Origin of the sequence: Brevibacterium siliguriense (assembly GCF_900105315.1) — a bacterium.
Taxonomy (GTDB): domain Bacteria; phylum Actinomycetota; class Actinomycetes; order Actinomycetales; family Brevibacteriaceae; genus Brevibacterium; species Brevibacterium siliguriense.
The window spans coordinates 228,493-250,245 of the sequence record NZ_LT629766.1; the positions used below are offsets into that span (position 1 = coordinate 228,493).

The 21,753-nt window shown below is 65.1% G+C and carries 15 protein-coding genes; 8 read left to right on the forward strand and 7 right to left on the reverse strand.

Features of this window, described 5'->3' with window-relative positions; translation table 11 throughout:
* Positions 1 to 34 precede the first annotated feature (34 nt).
* The 4 genes from hutI to BLU88_RS00975 form a co-directional block, all read right to left on the reverse strand.
* Positions 35 to 1,303 (reverse strand): imidazolonepropionase, encoded by a 1,269-nt coding sequence (gene hutI, locus BLU88_RS00960; RefSeq protein WP_092009202.1) that lies wholly within the window; start codon positions 1,301 to 1,303, stop codon positions 35 to 37.
* A 406-nt stretch (positions 1,304 to 1,709) separates the two neighbouring features.
* Positions 1,710 to 3,431 (reverse strand): urocanate hydratase, encoded by a 1,722-nt coding sequence (gene hutU, locus BLU88_RS00965; RefSeq protein ID WP_092009204.1) that lies wholly within the window; start codon positions 3,429 to 3,431, stop codon positions 1,710 to 1,712.
* 258 nt (positions 3,432 to 3,689) lie between these two features.
* Entirely contained in the window at positions 3,690 to 4,847 is a 1,158-nt protein-coding gene (locus BLU88_RS00970) for a CaiB/BaiF CoA transferase family protein (protein WP_092009206.1), read from the reverse strand.
* Positions 4,844 to 6,667: an acyl-CoA dehydrogenase family protein gene (locus BLU88_RS00975; RefSeq protein ID WP_231939517.1), complete on the reverse strand. Its 1,824-nt coding sequence runs from the start codon at positions 6,665 to 6,667 to the stop codon at positions 4,844 to 4,846. The genes BLU88_RS00970 and BLU88_RS00975 overlap by 4 nt, the downstream gene beginning before the upstream one ends.
* Before the next feature lie 89 nt (positions 6,668 to 6,756).
* Here BLU88_RS00975 and BLU88_RS00980 point away from each other — a divergent pair, with 89 nt between their 5' ends.
* Together BLU88_RS00980 and BLU88_RS00985 are read left to right on the forward strand one after the other, a co-directional pair.
* Complete coding sequence (locus BLU88_RS00980) at positions 6,757 to 7,659, forward strand: LysR family transcriptional regulator (protein WP_092009208.1); 903 nt, start codon at positions 6,757 to 6,759, stop codon at positions 7,657 to 7,659.
* Positions 7,660 to 8,020: 361 nt separating this feature from the next.
* Positions 8,021 to 9,514, forward strand: coding sequence for an MFS transporter (locus BLU88_RS00985; protein WP_092009210.1), 1,494 nt, complete (start codon positions 8,021 to 8,023; stop codon positions 9,512 to 9,514).
* A 141-nt stretch (positions 9,515 to 9,655) separates the two neighbouring features.
* On the opposite strand, the gene BLU88_RS00990 is transcribed toward BLU88_RS00985, so the two are convergent.
* From BLU88_RS00990 to BLU88_RS01000, 3 genes are all read right to left on the reverse strand, one after another.
* Positions 9,656 to 10,822, reverse strand: coding sequence for a Cmx/CmrA family chloramphenicol efflux MFS transporter (locus tag BLU88_RS00990; protein WP_092009212.1), 1,167 nt, complete (start codon positions 10,820 to 10,822; stop codon positions 9,656 to 9,658).
* A gap of 412 nt (positions 10,823 to 11,234) precedes the next feature.
* Positions 11,235 to 12,017, reverse strand: a complete 783-nt coding sequence (locus BLU88_RS00995) for a CoA-transferase subunit beta (RefSeq protein ID WP_092009214.1) — start codon at positions 12,015 to 12,017, stop codon at positions 11,235 to 11,237.
* Positions 12,014 to 12,958 carry a CoA transferase subunit A gene (locus BLU88_RS01000; protein ID WP_092009216.1) on the reverse strand — a complete coding sequence of 315 codons (945 nt, stop codon included), beginning with the start codon at positions 12,956 to 12,958 and terminating at the stop codon, positions 12,014 to 12,016. Before BLU88_RS01000 ends, BLU88_RS00995 begins: the two co-directional genes overlap by 4 nt.
* A 112-nt stretch (positions 12,959 to 13,070) precedes the next feature.
* Here BLU88_RS01000 and BLU88_RS01005 point away from each other — a divergent pair, with 112 nt between their 5' ends.
* From BLU88_RS01005 to BLU88_RS01030, 6 genes are all read left to right on the forward strand, one after another.
* Positions 13,071 to 13,964 carry a LysR family transcriptional regulator gene (locus BLU88_RS01005; RefSeq protein ID WP_231939518.1) on the forward strand — a complete coding sequence of 298 codons (894 nt, stop codon included), beginning with the start codon at positions 13,071 to 13,073 and terminating at the stop codon, positions 13,962 to 13,964.
* 244 nt (positions 13,965 to 14,208) lie between these two features.
* Positions 14,209 to 15,432: an acetyl-CoA C-acetyltransferase gene (locus BLU88_RS01010; RefSeq protein WP_092009220.1), complete on the forward strand. Its 1,224-nt coding sequence runs from the start codon at positions 14,209 to 14,211 to the stop codon at positions 15,430 to 15,432.
* 213 nt (positions 15,433 to 15,645) lie between these two features.
* The gene (locus BLU88_RS01015; RefSeq protein ID WP_092016993.1) at positions 15,646 to 16,842 is read left to right on the forward strand and encodes a CaiB/BaiF CoA transferase family protein; all 1,197 of its coding nucleotides are present in this window, start codon (positions 15,646 to 15,648) and stop codon (positions 16,840 to 16,842) included.
* A 93-nt stretch (positions 16,843 to 16,935) separates the two neighbouring features.
* Positions 16,936 to 18,075 (forward strand): acyl-CoA dehydrogenase family protein, encoded by a 1,140-nt coding sequence (locus BLU88_RS01020; protein ID WP_092009222.1) that lies wholly within the window; start codon positions 16,936 to 16,938, stop codon positions 18,073 to 18,075.
* Positions 18,076 to 18,342: 267 nt separating this feature from the next.
* Positions 18,343 to 19,773, forward strand: coding sequence for a purine-cytosine permease family protein (locus tag BLU88_RS01025; protein ID WP_092009224.1), 1,431 nt, complete (start codon positions 18,343 to 18,345; stop codon positions 19,771 to 19,773).
* Between the two features lie 405 nt (positions 19,774 to 20,178).
* Entirely contained in the window at positions 20,179 to 21,633 is a 1,455-nt protein-coding gene (locus tag BLU88_RS01030) for a lipase family protein (protein WP_092009227.1), read from the forward strand.
* Positions 21,634 to 21,753 lie beyond the last annotated feature (120 nt).

A 21,753-nucleotide genomic window follows, 5' to 3' on the forward strand; every position in this document is an offset into this window, starting at 1 on the left:
AAGAGCCTTTCCTTGTGTTCGTCGTAGATGAAGTTCAGTCGCGGGGTCGGTTGTCGACGATGAGCTCGCCGCCGGAGTAGACGCGTTCGACCAGCTGCACACCGGGCCGGTACGCCAGGTGTCGGTAACTGGGGGCGTCGAGGATGGCCAGATCGGCGCGGGCTCCCGCTCCGAGGTGGCCGACATCGGAGCGCTGCAGGGCGTTGGCTCCGCCGGCGGTCGCCGCCCACACCGCCTGTTCGACGGTGAAGTGCATGTCCCGGACGCCGATGGCGATGACGAAAGGCATGCTGTTGGAGAACCCGGAGCCGGGGTTGCAGTCGCTGGCGATCGCAAGCCGCACTCCGGCGTCGACGTAGCGGCGGGCGTCGGGGTAGGGCTGACGGGTGGAGAACTCGATGCTCGGCAGCAGGGTGACGACGGTGCCCGCCTCGGCGAGGACGGCGAGGTCCTCATCGGAGGCGAAGGTGGCGTGGTCGACGGACACGCAGCCGAGTTCGGCCCCAAGCTTGAGTGCCCCGCCCTCGGTGAGCTGATTGGCATGCAGCCGAGGTTTCATTCCGACGGCCTTGCCGGCTTCGATGATCCGCCGCGTCTGGTCTTCGGTGAAGGCCCCGGTTTCGCAGAACACGTCGATCCACTTCGCCTTGCTTGTCGCTGCCGGGATGATCTCGTCGATGACGAGATCGACGTAGCGTTCCGGATCGTCCTTGAACTCCGGCGGGACGACGTGCGCGGCGATGAGCGTCGATTCCTCGGTGTGCCGGTTGATGATGTCGAGGGCCCGGATCTCATCGGCAACGGTCAGCCCGTAGCCGGACTTGATCTCGAATGTCGTCGTGCCCTGTCGCTTCGCCTGTTCGAGGAGGTGGACGAGGTTGGCTTCGAGTTCGGCCTCGGTGGCGGCGCGGGTCGCGGCCACTGTCGTGGCGATCCCACCGGCCGAATACTTCTGCCCGGCCATCCGGGCCGCGAATTCCTCGGACCGGTCACCGGCGAAGATGAGGTGATTGTGGCTGTCGACGAAGCCGGGGATGACGGCCTTTCCACCGAGGTCGATCGTCTCGAATCCGCTGAGATCATTCGCCGAGGCGACTTCGCCATTGGCGATGTCATCGTCGTTGAGGCTCGCCCCACCCTCGCCGAGGCGGTTCGACACAGCGGTGTCCGCCTGAGCGGACGGCCCCGACCAGACGATTCGACCGTCGTCGATGAGCAGCGCCGCGTCGTTGATGACGCCCAGTTCGCCGAACGTATCGAGGTCGTTGACGACCAGTTCGCTGATGCCGGTGATGAGCTGCATGGCGGGTCGGGCCTTTCCGATCGAGAGATGTTCCCTCTCAGTATGGACTGCACGATGGCGGGGCAGAACCTCTCCGGCAGATATTCGTCCGACATTTCGGACAGTCGGCGGGAGCAGCTACTTGGTACGAGGAGAATGACCGCGAGTGCGCGCGATCTGCCGACAAGCAGAGCGGCGGCCACCCGCGAGTCGCGGTCGGCAACTCCCTGTGACACGCTGAAAGGCGGATAGCCGGCTTCAATCCTTGGCTATCCGCCTTTCGGTGAGCTATTCAGCGGCCTTACTGCTCGGCAGATTCCGCGTTCGGTACACCTTTCTCTGAATTGCCCACGGAGGAACGTGAGCATTTCAGAGCAGCGTGTACCCAAGTGCTCGCTTCAGCCGCGAGCGCGCCCGTCGACGCAACTCACTGTGCGGCGGATTCCTCGTCGCGTTTGTCGAGCTCGGGGATCATCGGCACGCGCTGGCCGCGTTCTTCGGCCACCGCGGTGGCGCGATCGTAGCCGGCATCGACGTGGCGGATGACCCCCATGCCCGGGTCGTTGGTGAGCAGGCGCGCCAGCTTCTTCGCGGCCAGCTCGGTGCCGTCGGCCACGGAGACCTGCCCGGCATGGATGGACCGGCCGATGCCGACGCCTCCGCCGTGGTGGATGGAGACCCAAGTGGCGCCCGAGGAGGTGTTGACCAGGGCGTTGAGCAGCGGCCAGTCGGCCACGGCGTCCGTGCCGTCGAGCATGGATTCGGTCTCGCGGTAGGGGCTGGCGACGGAACCGGAGTCGAGGTGGTCACGGCCGATGACGATCGGGGCCGAGATCTTGCCTTCGGCGACGAGTTTGTTGAACAGCAGGCCGGCCTGGTGGCGCTCCTTGTAGCCGAGCCAGCAGATGCGCGCCGGCAGTCCTTCGAACTCGACGTATTCGTCGGCGGCGTCGAGCCAGGTGTGAAGGTGTTCGTTCTCCGGGAAGAGCTCCTTCAAAGCCTGATCGGTGACCTCGATGTCCTTCGGGTCGCCGGACAGTGCGACCCAGCGGAAGGGTCCGAGGCCTTCGCAGAAGAGGGGGCGGATGTAGGCGGGGACGAAGCCGGGGAATTCGAAGGCGCGGTCGTAGCCGGCCTTGCGGGCCTCGTCGCGGATCGAGTTGCCGTAGTCGAAGACCTCGGCGCCGCGGTCCTGGAATTCGACCATGGCCTTGACGTGCTTGGCCATGGACTCCTCGGCGCGGATGGTGAACTTCTCAGCATCCTGTTCGGCTTCCTCGTGCCAGTCGTCGACGCTCACGCCCACCGGCAGGTAGGACAGCGGGTCATGGGCCGAGGTCTGGTCGGTGACGATGTCGACTTCGGCGGCCTCGGGGCGGTCGAGGATCATCGGGAGGATCTCGGCGGCGTTGCCGACGAGCCCGACTGACAGAGCCTGCTTGTTCTTCTTCGCCTCGATGACCTTGGCCAGTGCGGTATCGAGATCGGTCTCGACTTCGTCGAGGTAGCGCTTGCCCTTGCGGCGGTCGAGGCGGGTCTTGTCGACGTCGATGATGAGGCAGGCACCGCCGTTGAGCGTCACGGACAGCGGCTGAGCTCCGCCCATGCCGCCGCAGCCGGCGGTAATGGTCAGGGTGCCGGCAAGGGTGCCGTCGAAGCGCTTGCGGGCGATGGCGCCGAAGGTCTCGTAGGTGCCCTGGAGGATTCCCTGGGTGGCGATGTAGATCCAGGAGCCGGCAGTCATCTGGCCGTACATCATCAGGCCCTCGGCCTCGAGCTCACGGAAGTGCTCCCAATTTGCCCAGTCTCCGACGAGGTTGGAGTTGGCGATGAGCACGCGCGGGGCCCATTCGTGGGTGCGCATGACTCCGACGGGCTTACCGGACTGAATGAGCAGGGTCTCGTCGTCCTCGAGGTCGTCGAGGGTGCGCACGATCGCATCGTAGGCTTCCCAGGAGCGGGCTGCGCGGCCGGTGCCGCCGTAGACGACGAGGTCTTCGGGGCGTTCGGCGACCTCGGGATCGAGGTTGTTCATGAGCATGCGCTTGGGTGCTTCGGTCTGCCAGGACTTCGCGGTGATCTCGGTCCCGCGGTCGGCGCGGATGACGCGGGACGGGTCGTGCTGGGTGAACGACGGCTTGGTGGTCATGGGATTCTCCTTGTCGCTGTGTCCGACGAGGCGGATGCTTGGCTGCCGCTTCGCCGTCGCGCCGAGGCGTGGACCCCTGCGCTGTCGGCTCTGACTACACCATCCATTCTGTCGGCTGAACCAGAATGCGGAAGTGGCCCCGATCAAGTTCCGTCCGACATTTCGGACACCCATGAATCGGCCGTCAAGCCGAAGTCACGCAACACCGAGCGCTCACCTACGGCGGCGGGATTCGCTCACCACGACTGGACTGCGTCCTCAGGCTCGCGCGGGCACCTCAGTCGCCACACTCTCCGCAGCAACAGAGTCCGCCGCAACTCCCTGCACCGGCGAGATCCGGTAGCTCGCCGGTGTCCGGGCGAGCTTGATCGGCGAGGCCACCCCGCGGTAGCCGTCGCCCATCTCCACGACCATCTCACGGTGGGCAGTATGCGGATGTTCGACCACCTCGGCGGCGTCGAGGATCGGTCCGGCGGGCACACCGATGCTCATGAGCTCTTCGGACAGCGCCTCTGCCGACGTCGAGACCATGAGTGCTTCGAGTTCGGTCCGCAGCTCATCCCGATTGCCCAGACGCGCAGCATTGTCGACGAACCGCGGGTCCTCGGCGAGCCCCGGAGCGCCGAGATGTTCGACGAGCCTGGCGAACTGTCCGTCGTTTCCGGCGGTGATGAACACCTGCCCAGCCCCGGTCGCGAACGCCGAATACGGCGCGATATTCGGATGGTCGTTCCCGGACAGCTTCGGCACGGCTCCACCGCCGAAGAAGTTCGGCAGATGCGGGTGCATGACGGAGATCCCGCAGTCGAAGAGCGTCGTCTCGACCCGCTGACCGCGCCCGCTGGTCACCCGTTCCTGCAGCGCCATGAGCACGCCGATGGCCGCGTTGAGCCCGGTGACCATGTCGACGGCGGGCATGCCGATGCGCATCGGCCCGGTCGACTCGTCCCCGTTGACCGACATCAGACCCGACATCGCCTGGATGATCGCGTCGTATCCGGGCCGTCCGCCCAGCGGACCGTCATCGCCGAAGCCGGTGATGGACGCGTGCACGAGGTGCGGGTAGCGATCCGGAATATCCGACGCCAGGTCGAGCCCCCATGTCGCCAGGGTCCCGGTCTTGAAGTTCTCGACGAGGACGTCGGCGCCGGCCAGCAGCCCGTGCAGCGCTTCCTGTCCTTCCTCGGTGCGCAGGTCGAGGGTCATCAACTGCTTGTTCCGGTTGATCCCGGCGAAGTAGCTCGACACCTCGGGGGCCACGAACGGCGGCCCCCAGATGCGCGTATCGTCGCCGGACGGCGGTTCGACCTTGATGACCTCGGCGCCGTGATCAGCCAGGATCTGCGTGCAGTAGGGCCCGCCGAGGATGCGTGAGAGATCGACGACGGTGATCCCGGCGAGCGCTCCCGCGCTCACTGTCCGCTCCCTCCGGAACGCGCAGTTCCATCCTCGGCGGACTGAGCTGCTCCGCCCTCGCCGAGGATGTCCTCGACAGCCGCGAACGCATCCTCCCGGCCCATTCCGACACCGTCGATGAGAGCATCGAGGACGGAGTCGTCGTCGACGACGGGAACGAGCGGGTTCTGCGGCATCAGCTTGTGGCGCAGCACCAGTGCGGCGATGACGATGCGCGACCAATCACCGCGGCCGCTGCCGATCCGCGCCCCCTCCGAGGCCATGATGGTCGCGCATACGAGGTTGTAGGTCGCGGTCGCGAGCTGACGCACCCGTGCCTGTTCTACGCCTTCGGGCGTGGATTCGAGCGCGTGCAGCAGCGTCGAGCTCAACGATTGGATCTGGCTGCGGAACGCGGCTGGGAGGTCGGCCGCCTCGGCGATGAGCGTCTCCAGGTGGCGGAACAGCGGCCCCAGCGTGCCCGCCCGGTGAGCGGCGCGGATGACGTCGAGGGCGACGATGTTCGAGGTGCCCTCCCAGATCGATCCGAGCTGGGAGTCGCGGAAGACGCGGGCGTCACCGTACTCCTCGATGTAGCCGACTCCGCCGCGGATCTCCATCGCGTCGGCGGTGACCTTGCGGGCGTCGCGGGTGGCGCGGAACTTGATGAGCGGGGTGAGGATGCGCAGCACCGAGGCGGCTTCGGCGTCACCGGCATCGGCGCGGGCGAAGACGTCCGCCGTGTGCAGGGAGATCGACAGCGCCTGTTCCGTGGTCGTCATGATCTTCGCGAGCTGGCGACGCTGCAGGGGCAGCTTGCTCAGGGTCGAGCCGAAGGCTTCGCGATTGCGGCAGATGAACTTCGACTCTCCGAAGGCCCGGCGCATGAGGCCGGCCGCGCGCACGGCGTTCGACAGGCGGGAGGAGTTGACCATATCGGCCATCTGCACGAATCCGCGGCCGATATCGCCGACGAGGTAGGCGGTCGCTCCCTGCAGGCTCATCTCACCGCTGGGCATCGACCGGGTGCCGAGCTTGTCCTTGAGGCGGACGATGCGCATGGAGTTCGGCGAACCGTCCTCAAGAGTGCGCGGTAAGAGGAAGAGTCCGATGCCTTTGATTCCGGTCTGTGCACCCTCGGGGCGGGCGAGGACCATGGCTAGCTCGGCGTCGGCGTTCGAGCAGAACCACTTCTCACCGGTCAGCGCCCAGGTGCCGTCGCCGTTGTCGACGGCAGTGGTCGTCGCCCGGCCGACATCGGAGCCGGCGTCCTGTTCGGTCATGAACATCGCACCCTGGGTGAGGGTGTCGAGGTCGGTGCTCGTCAGCCCGCCGATGAACCGGTCGACGAGTTCGGGTGAACCGTACTTGCGCAGGGTGCGGGTGAGCGAGTCGGTCATGTTCACTGGGCACAGAAGTCCGAATTCCGCCTGTGTGAAGAGGTAGACGAGGAGGTATTTGACGATCGGAGGCATCGGTTCGTCCCAGCCGAGGACACCGGGCCGGTGGCTCATCGCAGCCAGGCCGAGTTCGCCGAAGGCGACCTCCTGAAGACGGCGGTAGGCGGGATGGATCTTGATCGACTGCGCATCGGCGCCGTTGCGAGTGCGGTGCTGAAGAACCGGAGGATTGACGTCGGCATCGTGGGCGAGATCGTCGAGCTCTCCGCCGAGGCGGGGCCCGAGGTCCTCGAACACCGGCCGGAGGTGCGCGAGCAGCTTCTCGTCGAGGTAGAGCGGCAGCAGGTCGTCAAGCGACCGATCGTCGGCGAAACGGTCGATCCCGTAACTGTCCGGCACGGGGGTCATGGTCGTATCGGGCGACGAAGCAGTCTCACGCAAGATAATCTCCTTTGATGGTTTCTTCGACCGTACGCCCGCGAATCTGCGGCTGACAAAGACATTTCGCTTATCACTGATAATCTTCAGTTATGGCTGAACCGAGTCTCAAGCGCCTCCAGTACTTCATCGCCCTGGCCGAGCACGGCAAATTCCAGCTCGCCGCAGACGCCGTGAACATCTCCCAGCCGGCATTGAGCGCCGAACTCAAGAGACTCGAGGACTTCGTCGGCAAACCGCTGTTCCACCGCAGTCCCGTGACGAAGCTGACCGCCGCCGGAGAGGCGCTGCTGCCCTATGCGAAGTCCGCCGTCGGAGCCGCCCACCGTTTCAACGAATATGCGGCGGCCGTGAATACGGGGGCGCCGACGTCGATCTCGATCGGCACAGTAGCCACCTTCCTTCATCGGGGCCTGCCGCAGACGATCACGGACTTCTCCGCGGCACACCCGGACATCCTCGTCACCACCGAGGAGGCCACCTCGGCGGCGCAGTCGGACATGCTGCTCGGCCACGACATCGACATCGCCTGCGGACACATGCCCCTCCAACATCCCGGCGTCATCTGCACTCCGGCTGCCCGGGAGTCGTTCTGGCTGTGCGCTCCGACCGGCTCACCGATCACCACCATCGCCGAGGCGGTCGATTCCCCGTTCGTCATCTTCCGCAAGAGCGCGTCCCCGATCTATCACGACACCGTCGTCGGCATCTGCCGCACGCATGGCTTCGAACCTCAGATCCACCATCGGACGGCCAGCTGGTCTGCTGCCGTCGAGATGGTCGCCCACGGACTCGGCGTCTCCCTCGTCCCCTCGCCGGTGGCCCGCAACTACCACGGCGATGAGCGACTGATCTTCACCCGGATCGGTACCAGACCGAACGCCCCGCAGGCATGGATCACCGTCCGCCGGGAGGATCAGTCGACGCTCATCGGCGATCTCGCCCTCGGCCTCGTCATCGCCTCGGAAGCACTCGCCGACCCGGTCGCCGACTGAGCGCCGGTGCCTCGCCACGTTGCCGCCCAGCCTGACCGGATCCGACATCAAACGGGCGTCCGCACACTGCCCGGGGCCTACCTCGGCGAGGGCGGAGCATCGCTCTGATACTCATAACGCAATAATGATCAATGCGGCCGTCGGTGTCCGTATCACCGAGAATTCTCACCGCCTGGCCTACGGCCCGGTAGGCCGCGGAGCATCAGGGAACCTCGCTATGTCATCACTAATTACTATGTCGATATAACCAAAAAATCTTTGCGTGGACAACACGGGCAACTTACGGTGAACGAGCACCCATGCCACGTCATCGACATCTGGCATCGGTAGGCGCAATGACGCTCCACCTGAGAGGAATCGCATGTCTGATTCGGTCAACACCGCGAAACGTGCTCGCAAAGCCGGAATAGCATCATTCATCGGCACCACCATCGAGTGGTACGACTTCTACATCTACGGCACCGCCTCGGCGCTGGTCTTCGGGCATGTCTTCTTCCCTGATACCCTGCCTGCCGGCGTCGGCACTCTGCTCTCCTTCGTCACGCTGTGGGCAGGCTTCCTCGCTCGTCCGCTCGGCGGAATCATCTTCGGCCACTTCGGTGACAAGTACGGCCGGAAGAAGACGCTCGTAGTCACCCTCGTGATGATGGGTGCGGCATCGTTCCTCGTCGGTCTGCTGCCGGGATATGCGACCATCGGCATCGGCGCTCCGATCATCCTCACCTGCCTGCGCATCCTGCAGGGCATTGCCGTCGGCGGCGAATGGGGCGGCTCCGTACTCATCGCCAGCGAGAACGCCCCGAAGGGCAAGGGAGTCCTGTACTCGGCCTTCGCCCAGCAGGGATCACCGGCAGGAAACCTCATCTCCTCGGGTATGTTCTTCGTCCTCGCGCTCCTGCCGACCCCGCAGTTCCTCCTCTACGGCTGGAGAATCGCGTTCCTCGCCTCGATCTTCCTCATCGTCATCGGCCTCGTCATCCGGCTGAAGCTCGAAGAGCCAGAGAACATGAAGGTCGCGAAGAAGAAGGACGCCGTCGTCAAGGTTCCTGCATTCGAGGCGATCAAGAAGCACTGGGTGCTCATCCTCCTCGGCGCTGGTTCGCTGCCGCTCATCCAGGTCACCTATCTCAAGACGACGTTCGCCACGGCCTGGGCCACGGACACCACCCACCCCTGGGCGTACAGTTCGTCGACGTTCCTCGGCGTCGTCACGCTCGCACTCGTCGTGCAGTTCATCGTCCAGCCGTTCGGCGCGGTCATCCTCGACCGGGTCAAGGACATGCGCAAGGCGATCGTCTGGATCATCGCTCCGGAGTTCGTCCTCATGCCGCTCATGTTCTTCGCGATCGAACTGGGCCATCCGGGGATCGCGCTGGCAGCCATGGCCGCAGCAACCGTTCCGCACTCGCTGTTCTACGCCGGCATCGGCGGAATCATCGCCCGGGCGTTCCCCACGCGGGTCCGGTACACGGGAATCTCGCTGGCCTACCAGCTGTGCTCGATGACCGTGGGCGGCGGTACTGCGGCGGCCGCGCAATGGATGTACAACAGTTCGGATTCCATCATTCCAGTGGCGATCCTCAGCGCCGGCTACGCGCTCGTCTCCCTCGTCTGCACGCTCATCCTGCTCAACATGACCGGCTGGACGGCCAGCGAGAACTCGAAGGCCGAGGCCGCCGACGAGGCGGAGTTCGCCGCAGCTCTCGCCGCCGAGAAGGCCGAGCGCGACGCCGACTCGGACACCCTGACTGCCGGCACCGCGGACACGGTCGGCACGAGCCATTCCGTGACGACCGCCGACGCCACTGGCGCGGGCTCCGAACCTGCACCGGCGCGCGCTCCCGTCACTCCCTGAGGACTTCGCCACGACGACAATAGGGCCCCGGCCTCATTAACAATGCGGCCCCTGCCTCGATAACCAGGCGCTCCCGAGTATCCTGATGGCCTCGGGGCCGCATAGCTTTGCGCGGTCTACTAGGCGTAAGAGGTCAGGACGCTATTGACGGGGTGCAATCAGCCGAAGCAGAGGTACTGCGACCAGCAATGCCGTTGCGGTCGCGATCACGGCCACCCAGACCGGTCCGAGCGCACCCGGAAGAACGCTGAGTGCGGCAGCGGCAAGTACGGGACCGACGGCCGCGCCCAGGTTGAGTGCCGCTGTCGCATAAGACCCCGCCATCGTCGGCGCACCCGCCGCCGCGTAGAGCACTCGAGTGATCAGCGTGCTCCCAACAGCGAACCCCAACACACCCTGGACGAAAATGAGCCCGAGCAGGACAGCGGGGTACGTCGCGAAAGTTGCCAATGCGAGCCACCCGAGCACGAGAACGCTTCCACCGCACACGATGACGATTCTGGGGCGGGCATCCGAGAACCGTCCCGCCACAGTGACGCCGATGAAAGAACCAACACCAAAGAGCACAAGAGCCACCGACACCCACCACTGGCTCAGGCCGGCGGTATGAGTAATGATCGGCGCGAGGAAGGTCAGCGCGGAGAAGGTTCCGGCATTCACCAGGGCAGCGAGCAACATCGTCAAGACGAGGCGTGGGGAGGCAAGCTGTGACAGCTCCGCACGAAGCAAAGTCGAGGACGACTCCACCTTCGATGAGTCAACCGGCTGAGTAGTGAAGCCTGCGGCAATGCCGACGGCAGCGGGGACGCAGAGAAAGGCGATCGCCCAGAACGTCGACTGCCAGCCGAGTGCCGTCCCAAGCAGACCACCTGCGGGGACGCCGGCGACGGTCGCGACGGTAGTCCCCGCCAGCAGAATCGCCACGGCCCGGCCTTTGGCATCGGGCGCCACGAGTTTCGTCGCTGCGACCAGTGCGACAGCCAAGAAGCCTGCATTGACGACCGCGGCGACCACGCGCGTAACGAACAGAACAGTGAAATCCGGCGTAAGTGCTCCGACGGCATGGGACAGCGCGAACACGACTACGCAGCCCAAGAGTGTCCCTTTCATGGGAAGGCGACGAGTGAGCGCGGCCGTCGCAGGTGCACCGATCACCATCCCTGCGGCGAACGCCGATGTCAGGAGACCAACGGTCCCTACGGAAACGCCGAAGTCGGTCGAGATGTCGGGCACGAGTCCCGCGAGCATGAATTCGGAAGTACCCATGGCGAAGACCACCAGGGCAAGAAGATAGAGAACGAAAGGCATCGAGTTAACTCCGAAGTGAGAGTACGTACAAGGAACGTCTCGTCACCACGGTCAGCGCCCATAGAAACCCCTGAAAGTCGTGCTGCGTGCGACACGGGGAGCAGCGTTAAGGGCTCAGCGGAGGTGAGGGGCTGACGGCGTGACCGACAGCCCCTGAGTGTCCGATTCAGGGCTCGACATACGGCTCATCGTACCCGCCTGCACCACATCTCCCAAGAAGCGACAACAACCTTGTGGCCAGGCACAGACTAGGTACTGTCTTCTCTGAATTGCTCACGTTCCTCGGTGAGCAATTCAGAGAAAGGTGCACTTTCTTCGGGTTTTGGCACCATACCGGCGGCAGACCATGAGCGAACGCGGCACCGCACTTCCGCCGCAGACCGCCGACCGCGCCCGGCACCCCGCGCCCGCCTCAGCGCAGGTAGAGGCGGACCGTGTCGATCTCGTCACGGAGCAGGCGGACCTCGTCGACCGTCGGCGCCTGAGTCTGCTGGACATCCTCGGCGACTGCGAGGTCCCAGCCGGTCGCCTCCTTCACCTGCTCGACGCTCACTCCCGGGTGGACCTCGGTGAGTTCGAGCTCCCCGAGGCGGTCTCGCCGCCGCAGGATCCCCAGCGGGGTGATGACGGTGGAGACGCCGAATCCGGGCGGCTGGATGAAGTCCGGCTGCTCGGCCGCGCGCACCGGCGAGGCCGAGGTCGTGAAGTCGAGTTCGTCCGGGAAGGAGGCCGGGTCGTGGCGGCGGAGGACGACGAAGACCTCGCCGGCATTGGCCATGATGTCCGCGGCCCCTCCGGAACCAGGCAGGCGCACTTTCGGAGAATCCCAGTCGCCGATGACCGTCGTGTTCAGCGATCCATACCGGTCAACCTGGGCCGCTCCGAGGAAGCCGACGTCGACGTTCCCACCTTGGAGGACGTAGCCGAAGAGGGCGTGCATGTTCACGACCGCTTCGGCGCCGGAGACGACGACGGAGTCGGCGATGCCTTCGGCCATCGACTCCGGATGCGCGCCGGCGACCCCGGATTCGTAGATGAGCTGGATGTCCGGGTTGAGAGTGCGATGGGCCAGGTCGACGGCCAGCGTGGGCAGGCCGACCCCGGCGAAGACGGTGCGACTGCGGGCGAGCATCTTCGCAGCCGCGCAGACGATGAGTTCGGTTTCGGTGAATTCCTTCGCCGAGGCGGCGCTCATTTCACGGTCCCTTCTGTCAGTGAGGCGCGGCGTCCGTAATCGACCACGCCGGAGGGACGTGGGTCCACGCGCAGACTCAGCAGCCGGTCGGCGCCGATCGTCTGGAGGTATTCGGCGTGATCGCGGGTGCCGCGGATACGGGTGTCGAGCCACTCCTGCAGCTGGGCCGGATCCTTCGAGATCGGCGTCCATTCGCGGTAGAAGGCGTTGTCACGATCATAGGAGCCTTGCACATAGGAGGGGTGCGCGCCGGTCGGGACCACGCAGACGGCGTCGACGGCATGGGCCGGGATGAGGGTGCGATTCGGGTCGGAGCGGACGACCTCGTCGTCGACGATCTCCTCGACGGTGACGATGACGTTCTCTGCCGCGTAGACCGCCTCCTGCTGCGTGCCGGTGATGCCCCAGATCTGCACATTTCCGTACCGGTCGGCACGCTGGGCATGGATGATCGTGACATCCGGGTTGAGCGGCGGCACCACGTAGGTCTTCTTTCCCGAGTACGGGTCGACGACGGAGCGGATGTCCGGGTTGATGCCGGGGATGTCGGAGCCGACGAAGGAGCCGATCGGGGCGAAGGGCAGTCGGGCGGCTCCCGCGTGATAGCGCAGGGTCATCGCGTGATGTGAGTATTCTTCGACTGCGAGCGGACGCGGTTCGGCCGATTCGATCCGTCGACGCACCTCGTAGAGGCTGCCGGCCGAACCGGAGGCGAAGAACGAGCAGACGAGGCGATCGACGCAATCGGCGGCGATCATCATGTCGCTGAGCAGATCGGGGGTGAGCCTGCAGAAGGTGAGTCCGGAAATTCCCTGCCGGATGATCTCGTGCCCGGCGGCGAACGGGATAAGGTGAGAGAACCCCTCGAGCGCCACGGTGGCTCCGTCCTCGACGTAGCGTTCGATGGCTTCAGGCAAACTGACGACTGTGTCACTATCCATGGTTCGCAGGCTATAGCAATTACCCAAATCTGCAAAACACTTCTGTAATTATTACTATTTCATGCAATAATTAAGGCAATCGCCCAGCGGCCGCCTGACACAGGAGAACATAATGGAGCTGCAGCAGATCCGCGCCTTCGTCGCCGTCGCCGAAGAACTCCACTTCGGCCGCGCCGCCGAACGCCTCGGCATGGCCCAGCCTCCGCTGAGCCGCACCATCCGCTCCCTGGAGACCGAGCTCGGCGCCTCTCTGTTCCAGCGCACGACCCGTTCGGTCAACCTCTCCCCCGCCGGCGAAGCCCTGCTCGAGCCGGCCAAGCATATGCTCGCCACCCAGCAGGCCGCCGTCGAATCCGTTCACCGTTCCTCCAGCGGCGAGGTCGGACGCGTTCGCTTCGGCTACTCACATCCGTCCTCCCGCGACTTGGCAGCGACCCTCGTGGCGGCCTCGCACGAGCGCAATCCGGGGATCACCTTCCAGCTCGAGTCGACGATCTATGCCGACGAGGGACTCGAGCGGATCATGGACGGCACTCTCGACCTCGCGTTGGTCCGCTGGCGCAGGCGACCTCCGCTCATCGCCGGGCGCCCCGTGGCAATCGAGCGCCCCTGCGTTGCCATGCCGAGCTCCCATCGCCTGGCAGGCCGAAAGAAGATCGGCGTCGAGGAACTCGCCGACGAACCGTTCGTCCTCCTGCCCGCACGACCGAATTCGAACCTGCGCGAAACCGCCATGCGCCTGTGCCTCGACGCCGGGTTCAGTCCGCGCACCGTCCAGGAGGCGCCTGACTCGCAGTCGATCTCCGCGCTTGTCGCCGCCGGCATGGGAGTGACGATCACCTTCGATTCCGTCGCCGCCGGCTACGACTCGCGGGTCTCCGCGGTGCCGCTCGACCTGCCGAACGAAGCCACCCAGCTTCACCTCGCCTATCGACTCGACCATCAGGACGCCGCCCTGAACACGGTTCTCGATGTCGCCGAGGCGGTCCTGCCGACCGTCCGCTGAGGACTGCCCGCCGCGGGCACTCCGAACCCGGCGACTCCTCATGGGTCCACCGAGGCGCCCTTCCCCGCCGGAGCCAGGCTGCCTCCCGGGACCCATTCATTGAGACGCACCCTTGTCAGGGGCAATCCATTCGGATATGTTCATAAATGCGAATGTTTAATACCAAATTCGGCAGTGATGCCGATCGTGTCGACGTTCCGGCCTCGAATGCGGGACTGTGCGACCGCAACCAGAGGGAGACCCTGTGTCCGAAGACATCGTCATCTGTGAACCCCTCCGCTCCCCCGTGGGCGGATTCGGCGGACAGTTCAAGGACGTTCCGCACGAGGAGCTCGGCCGACAGGTGCTGACAGCTCTGCTGGAGAAGACCAATCTGCCGGGCGAGGCCATTGAGGATGTCGTGCTCGGCAACTGCTATCCGCACATGGAGACTCCGGCGATCGGCCGCGTCGTCGCCCTCAATGCGGGACTGCCGATCACCGTTCCGGGCCGCCAGGTCGACCGTCGCTGCGGCTCCGGCCTGCAGGCGATCGCCGACGCTCATGCGATGATCTCGGCCGGATTCGCCGACCTCGTCGTCGCCGGCGGCGTCGAGTCGATGAGCCGCGCACCGTTCTTCAACGAGGAGATCCGCTGGGGCATCAGGGGCGGCAACGTCGAACTCAAGGACGGCCTCGTCCGCGGCCGCCTCACCGCCGGCGGCAATGACTACCCGGTGCCGGGTGGGATGATCGAAACCGCGGAGAACCTGCGTCGGGAGTACAAGATCTCACGCGAGGACCAGGACGTCTACGCCGTGGAATCGCATCGTCGGGCCGCCTCGGCGACGGAGGAAGGGAAGTTCGCGGACGAGATCGTGCCGATCACGCTGCCGGCCACCCGGAAGACCCCCGAACAGGTCATCACGACCGACGAGCACATCCGTCCCGGATCGACGGTCGAGAAGCTCGCGAAGCTCAAGCCGATGCTCGGGAAGTCCGACGATGAGGCCACGGTGACCGCCGGCAATGCCTCGGGCCAGAACGATGGCGCTGCGCTGTGCATCGTCACCACCGCATCGAAGGCGGCCGAGCTGGGGCTGCGGGTCTTCGCCCGCATGCGCAGCTGGGCGGTGGCCGGAGTGCCGCCGAAGACGATGGGCATCGGACCGGTACCGGCGACCGCGAAGGCGCTGCAGCGCGCGGGTCTCGAACTCGGCGACATCGACCTCATCGAACTCAACGAGGCCTTCGCTGCTCAGGTGCTCGCCTGCACAAGCGAATGGAAGCTCACGGAGTCCGACTTCGCCGAACGCCTCAACGTCAACGGCTCAGGCATCTCACTGGGCCACCCCGTCGGCGCGACCGGCGGTCGTATTCTCGCGACGCTGCTGCGGGAGATGGACCGTCGCGGTTCGCGCTACGGAGTCGAGACCATGTGCATCGGCGGCGGCCAGGGTATGGCTGCTGTCTTCGAGCGCGTCGCCTGAGGCCCGCTCGTCTCACGACGAGAAGAACTCAGTGCACTGCCCTGGCCGTAAGCTCTTCCGGCCAGGGCAACATGCACTGAGCGCCAGAATTCCGTCCCGGAGGAAGACCGCCCGTCGGCACTTCGGAACGTCCGACACTTCCGTCCGACACTTCGGACGAAATCCCGTCGCACCCCGTTGCCTTCGCCCTGGTCACCGCCGAGGATGAAGATCATGAACGCAACGAAGCAGCTTCTGACCGGGGTTCGGGTCGCCGATTTCTCCCGAGTTCTCGCCGGTCCCTACGCCACCGCCATGCTCGCCGATCAGGGCGCCGAGGTGGTCAAGATCGAGATGCCCGGCCACGGTGACGATTCCCGACATCTCGGACCCTTCACCGATTCCGGGTCGACGTACTTCACCGGACTCAACCGCGGCAAGCGATCGATCGAGGCCGATCTCAAGGACCCCGAGCACCATGCACGCCTCCTCGAGTTCATCAAGAGCTGCGATGTCGTCGTCGAGAACTTCCGTCCCGGCGTCGCGGCGAAACTCGGCCTCTCCTACGCCGACATCAAGGCCGTGAAGCCCGATATCGTCTACGCTTCGATCTCCGGTTTCGGACAGGCCGGCAGTCAGGCGGGACGTCCCGCCTATGACACGGTCATCCAGGCCCTGAGCGGCCTCATGGCCTCGACCGGCTTCCCCGAAGGCTCGCCCACCCGCGTGGGCGAATCGATCGCCGACGTCTCCGCCGGAGCCTTCGCCGCCTTCGGCATCTCGTCGGCGCTCTTCCACCGGCAGACGACCGGCGAAGGCGCCCATATCGACATCCCGATGCTCGACGTCATGCTCGCCATGCAGCCGACGAATGCGTCTCTCCATGCCGCCGGCATCGACCCGGCCCGGGTCGGCAACCGCCACCCGGTCTCGGCGCCCTTCGACACCTACCGCGCAGCCGATGGGCTGCTCGTCATCGCCGTGGCCAACGACCGTCTCTTCGGCACTCTTGCCCGCACCCTCGGCAAACCGGAACTGGCCACCGATCCGCGCTTCACCACCGACGGGCAGCGGTCGGAGCACGCCGAAGCGCTGCGCGTCGAGATCGAAGAGTTCACCACGGGGCGCACCGTGACCGAACTGTGCGAGATCTTCGATGCCGCCGGAATCCCGAACTCCCCCGTCCTCGACTACGCCGAGGCGGTCGACGGACCGATCGGCGCCGACCGCGGGCTCACCGCCGCCGACCCTCGCACCGGCCATGCCTACCTCGGCCATCCGCTCCTCGTCGACGGAGCACGGCCAGCGTCCGTGCTTCCGGCGCCCCGCCTCGGCGAGCACAATTCCGACTTCGCCGAGGTGGGGCGGACGAAGCCGTCGGACTCAACGGATTCGACGGACTCGGCCGAACCGACCGAGTTCGCGAACTGAGCCGCGGGCCGAAGGATTCGGCCGCTCCCTCGGACGCCTCCCTCCGCGCATATCCTCTTCACCTCACGATCACCTCACCTCCAAGGAGCACTCATGGCCTTCGACATCACCGCCGACGAACAGGAACTCGTCGACGCCGTGGCCCAGATCAGCAAGGACGTCCTCGCCCCGCAGGCGGCTTCCGCAGACGCGAACGAACGTGTGTCGGATGAGACGTTGAAGACCCTCGCCGAGGTGGGTGTGATGGGGCTGAACCTGCCCGAGGAGTTCGGTGGACCCGGGGTCGGTTCGGTGGCGATGAGTCAGATGGTCGCTTCCGTCACCGAGGCGTGCGCCTCCACCGCGTCGATCATCACTGCGCAGTTCCTCGCCACCGATTCGATCCTGCTCGGCGGTACCGACGCCCAGCGCGAAGCGTGGCTGCCGCGGGCCGCCGCCGGCGAAGTCATCGGCTCCTTCGGGCTGACCGAGCCGGGGGCCGGGTCAAACCCGGCAGAGATGTCGACGAAGGCCACTCGCGTCGACGGCGGATGGCATATCAAGGGCACGAAGTGCTTCATCACCAACGCCGGTTTCGCGGACTTCATCATCGTCTACGCGAAGACCGACGTCGACGCCGGCCACAAGGGAATCAGCGCATTCATCGTCGACACCGCGGCCGCCTCGGCGGGATTGGATTTCAATCCCCCGGAGAAGACGATGGGTCTGCGCGGCAGTCCGGTCTACGAGTTCGTCATCGACATCGTCGTTCCCGAGGATGCCCTCCTCGGGAACGCAGGCGAGGGCTTCACGACGGCCATGCGCGTGCTCGATCGCGGCCGCATCGAGGTGGCTGCGATGAGCCTGGGAATTAGCAAGGCCGCCCTCGACGCCGCCGTGGCGTGGGCCAGCGAGCGCAAGATCAGCGGCAAACCGCTGAACAGGCTCCAAGGCATCGCGTTCAAGCTCGCGGACATGTACACGAAGTACCGTTCGGCGTGGCTGCTGACGATGGACGCCGCCGAACAGCGCGACACCGAGGTGGATTTCACCCGGTCGTCGGCAACGGCGAAGCTCGCCGCTTCCGAGGCTGCCGCGTTCATCGCCGACGAAGCCCTGCAGATCCATGGCGGTTACGGCTTCACTCGCGACTTCCCGCTCGAGCGATACGTTCGCGACGCTCGGATCTACCGCATCTACGAAGGCTCCTCGGAGATCCAGCGCACGATCATCGCCCGCTCTCTGTCGAAGTAGGGGCCGGCACGACACTCATGCGGACTCAGTCCAGGTAGGGGCCGGGCACGGAACGCAGGTGCCGGTGTCCGAGTTCCGGTCGATCTGTGCGGAATTCGGGGGCGAAAACCCGCACAAATCTTCCGGAACTCGTTGATCCCGCGGGAGGCGGGGGCCGCCTCGGCGAACTTTTCCGATATTTCGGACGAAACCTGTGACTCGGATCTCGTGCGATGCGAACCGGCGGTGCCACACTGAACCAGGTCCATCAGTTCAAAGGAGACAATCATGGCGAGTACGACCAATTCGGGGATCGAGAAGCGGTCCATCGAGATGGTGCCTGACGCCGAGCGTCACGGAACGCCACGGTCCCAGTTCACTCTGTGGTTCGGCGCCAACACTCAGATCACCGCGATCGTCGATGGAGCTCTGGCCGTCGTCTTCGGCGCCGATGCGCTCTGGGCCATCATCGGCCTGCTCATCGGCAACATCATCGGCGGCATCGTCATGGCGCTGCATTCGGCACAGGGGCCGCAGTTGGGTCTTCCGCAGATGATCTCCTCGCGTGCGCAGTTCGGCATCATCGGCGCGATCATTCCACTCGTGCTCGTCGTTCTCATGTACATCGGCTTCGCCTCAACGGGCGCGGTCCTGTCCGGCCAGGCCGTCAACCTCATCATCGGCGCACAGGCCCCCTGGATCGGCATCGTCATCTTCGGCGCACTCACCGCCCTGGTGGCCCTGCTGGGATACAAGTACATCCACGTCCTCGGACGGATCTCCTCGGCGACCGGTCTGCTCGGGTTCCTGTTCATCACCTACTGCGTGCTCACCCAGGTCGACGTCCCCGGGCTGATCTCGGGTTCGTCCTTCGCCTTCCCTGCCTTCCTCTCCGCAATCGCACTGTCCGTGGGCTGGCAGCTGACCTACGGGCCGTACGTCGCCGACTACTCGCGCTACCTGCCGCGCTCGACCCCATCCTCGAAGACCTTCTGGTTCACCTTCGGCGGATCGGTCATCGGTTCGCAGTGGTCGATGACCCTGGGCGCGCTCATCGGTGCCGCCGCCATGACGGAGTCGGGCAATCTGTTCGTCGAGAACCAGGTCGCCTATGTCGGCGATATCGTCGGCGGGGGCGTGTTCGCTTTCCTCATCTTCATCGTCATCCTCCTGGGCAAGCTCACCGTCAACACTCTCAACGCCTACGGCGCGTTCATGTGCACACTGACGATCCTCACCTCCTTCGGCAACAGGGCGGCCATCCGCCGGTGGACCCGCGCGGTCTTCGTCATCGGCATCGTCACCCTGACCGTGCTCGTGGCACTGCTGGCCTCGGCGGACTTCCTCGCGAACTTCAAGAACTTCGTGCTCGCGCTGCTGATGGTGTTCACCCCCTGGAGCGTCATCAACCTCACCGACTACTACCTGATCTCGAAGGACCGCTTCGACATCCCAGCCTTCTACGACCGTCACGGTCGCTACGGCACCTGGAACTGGCGTGCGCTGGTCGCCTACGCCATCGGTGTCATCGTTCAGATCCCGTTCCTCGCACAGTCCTTCTATACCGGACCGCTGGTCGCGAAGCTCGGCGGCGCGGACATCTCGTGGCTCGTCGGCATCGTCGTCACCTTCGTGCTCTACTTCGTGCTCATCCGCAACAATGGAGTCGCCCCGAAGGAGACGATCTACCCGAGCCTCGAAGAGCTCGAACGGAAGTAAGGTCTCGGCGACTCGTCAGAGTCCGAGTCGAAGTCAGGGTTCGAGTCTGAGTCAGAGTCTGAGTCTGAGTCTGAGAAGACGACCATCCGGCCGTCGGTCAGCAGTGCATTACGCTGCCGGTCGGCGGCCGTCGTCGTGCACTGGCGGCGATCGTCGTCGTGTCCTGGCCTCACCTGACCAGGCGACGTGCCACGTTCGTCACTTAACTACCGCTCAGTCCTACTATCAAGTAATGTTTGTGTTGCCCGTCACAATCAGGGCGTCCAACGGTGAACATCCTGGCCGACTGCACCCCGTCGCGACTCTGATCTCACCGTCACGGTGCACATCGCCGCGGTCTGCACCGACACCGCTGTCCCGCACCTTCTCAATGCCGTGAGACAAGGCAGAACAGGACCACCGCCTATGAGCAAGCCAACTACAGCACTGTCGACCATTTCCTCACACGGGCCCCGCCGCCTGCAGGCACTCAGCGCCGCAGCCGTCGTCGGCCTCGCACTCACCCTGTGCACCACGACCGCTCCCGCCCATGCCGCCGACCTGGTTCCGCAGACCGAATCCGAAGCCGAACAGCTCATCGAAGACCGCGCCGCAGAAGACCCGAGCACACTCGATCGCGACAGCGTCCCCGAGGGCGTCAGCGTCGAACAGGCGCAGAAGGCCGTCGAGAAGACCGACGAACTCACCACCGCCGATGTCGAATACGCCGCCGCGCAGGAGGACCTGCCGGCATCAGGAGTGCCAAAGGACTTCTATCAGACTCCGGATTCGCTTCCGAGCGAAGACGGTGCGGTGCTCAAGCAGGCCGACTCGGAGTTCTACCTTGATCCGGTGAAGCTCATCAAGCATGCCGCTAAATCGACGGTCTTCATGTACAAGACGACCGATGAGCAGGGGAACGCTCGAGCCGCAACCGCCACTCTGCTCACTCCGAACGGTGCGAGCGGCCACGCCGACGATGCCGTCGTCCTCTCTCCCGGAACCCAGGGCATCGCCGACAAGTGCGCTCCCAGCCGCCAGATGAGCATGGGCACCGAGTACGAAGGCATCTCCATCGCGTCGGCCTTGGCAGCGAAGCATCCTGTCGTGGTCGTCGACTACGTGGGACTGGGCACCGAGGGCACCCATCACTACCTCAACCGCACAGAGGAAGGACGATCAGTCCTTGATGCGGCACGCGCCGTCCAACAGGTCGACGGCAGCGAGATCGACGAGAAGACCCAGCTCCAGCTGCGCGGATACTCGCAGGGCGGCCACGCCACGACTGCAGCTCTGGAACTCCAGAAGGATTGGGCTCCGGAGCTCAACATCGCCTCCGCTTCGGCCGGCGCCGTGCCGACGGATCTGTACAAGACCGTATCCGGGCTCTCGAGCGTCTATACGGCCTTCGCGCTGTACGGAGTAGACACGTTCGCTGATCAGGCCGACATCGATACAAGCGACTTCCTCAACGAGAAGGGGCAGAAGATAGTGGCCGAAACAGCGGACAAGTGCACCGTCGAAGCCCTGCTCTCGACAGCCTTCACGGATGGGCAGTCGCTGACGAAGAACGGCGAGTCATTCACCGACATCATCGACGAGAACTTCACGGACATCGTTCACCGGCAGCGGCTGGGCAAGGCCGATGTGCCGGATGTTCCGCTGCTGGTCAACCACAGCCGCCTCGATGACGTCGTTCCGTTCGAACAGGGCAAGGCGCTCGCGTCGACCTGGTGCCGAGCCGGTCACAAGGTGGCGTTCGAGGACAACCTCGGGCCCACGCACGTCGGCGGCTACGTCGCAGCTCTTCCCCGAATCGAGACCTTCACCTCCCGCACATTCGCGGGCAAGGCTCCGCTCGACAGCTGTTGGAGGCTGTGACCTTTAACCTCGCCGAGGCGGTCCAACCGGTTGAGGAGCCCATACGCCCGAGGCGGTCCAACCGGAATGGGGTGGGCCGCCTCGGCGACATTCGCATTGTGGTTTTTCGATCTCGCGGAT

Excerpts from the sequence above, each read along its gene's own strand:
- BLU88_RS01000 (WP_092009216.1), bottom strand. The coding sequence starts at position 12,958 with ATGGATAGTGACACAGTCGTCAGTTTGCCTGAAGCCATCGAACGCTAC.
- BLU88_RS00985 (WP_092009210.1), top strand. The coding sequence starts at position 8,021 with ATGTCTGATTCGGTCAACACCGCGAAACGTGCTCGCAAAGCCGGAATA.
- BLU88_RS01015 (WP_092016993.1), top strand. The coding sequence starts at position 15,646 with ATGAACGCAACGAAGCAGCTTCTGACCGGGGTTCGGGTCGCCGATTTC.
- hutU (WP_092009204.1), bottom strand. The coding sequence starts at position 3,431 with ATGACCACCAAGCCGTCGTTCACCCAGCACGACCCGTCCCGCGTCATC.
- BLU88_RS01020 (WP_092009222.1), top strand. The coding sequence starts at position 16,936 with ATGGCCTTCGACATCACCGCCGACGAACAGGAACTCGTCGACGCCGTG.
- hutI (WP_092009202.1), bottom strand. The coding sequence starts at position 1,303 with ATGCAGCTCATCACCGGCATCAGCGAACTGGTCGTCAACGACCTCGAT.
- BLU88_RS00995 (WP_092009214.1), bottom strand. The coding sequence starts at position 12,017 with ATGAGCGCCGCCTCGGCGAAGGAATTCACCGAAACCGAACTCATCGTC.
- BLU88_RS01025 (WP_092009224.1), top strand. The coding sequence starts at position 18,343 with ATGGCGAGTACGACCAATTCGGGGATCGAGAAGCGGTCCATCGAGATG.
- BLU88_RS01005 (WP_231939518.1), top strand. The coding sequence starts at position 13,071 with ATGGAGCTGCAGCAGATCCGCGCCTTCGTCGCCGTCGCCGAAGAACTC.
- BLU88_RS00980 (WP_092009208.1), top strand. The coding sequence starts at position 6,757 with ATGGCTGAACCGAGTCTCAAGCGCCTCCAGTACTTCATCGCCCTGGCC.
- BLU88_RS00990 (WP_092009212.1), bottom strand. The coding sequence starts at position 10,822 with ATGCCTTTCGTTCTCTATCTTCTTGCCCTGGTGGTCTTCGCCATGGGT.
- BLU88_RS01030 (WP_092009227.1), top strand. The coding sequence starts at position 20,179 with ATGAGCAAGCCAACTACAGCACTGTCGACCATTTCCTCACACGGGCCC.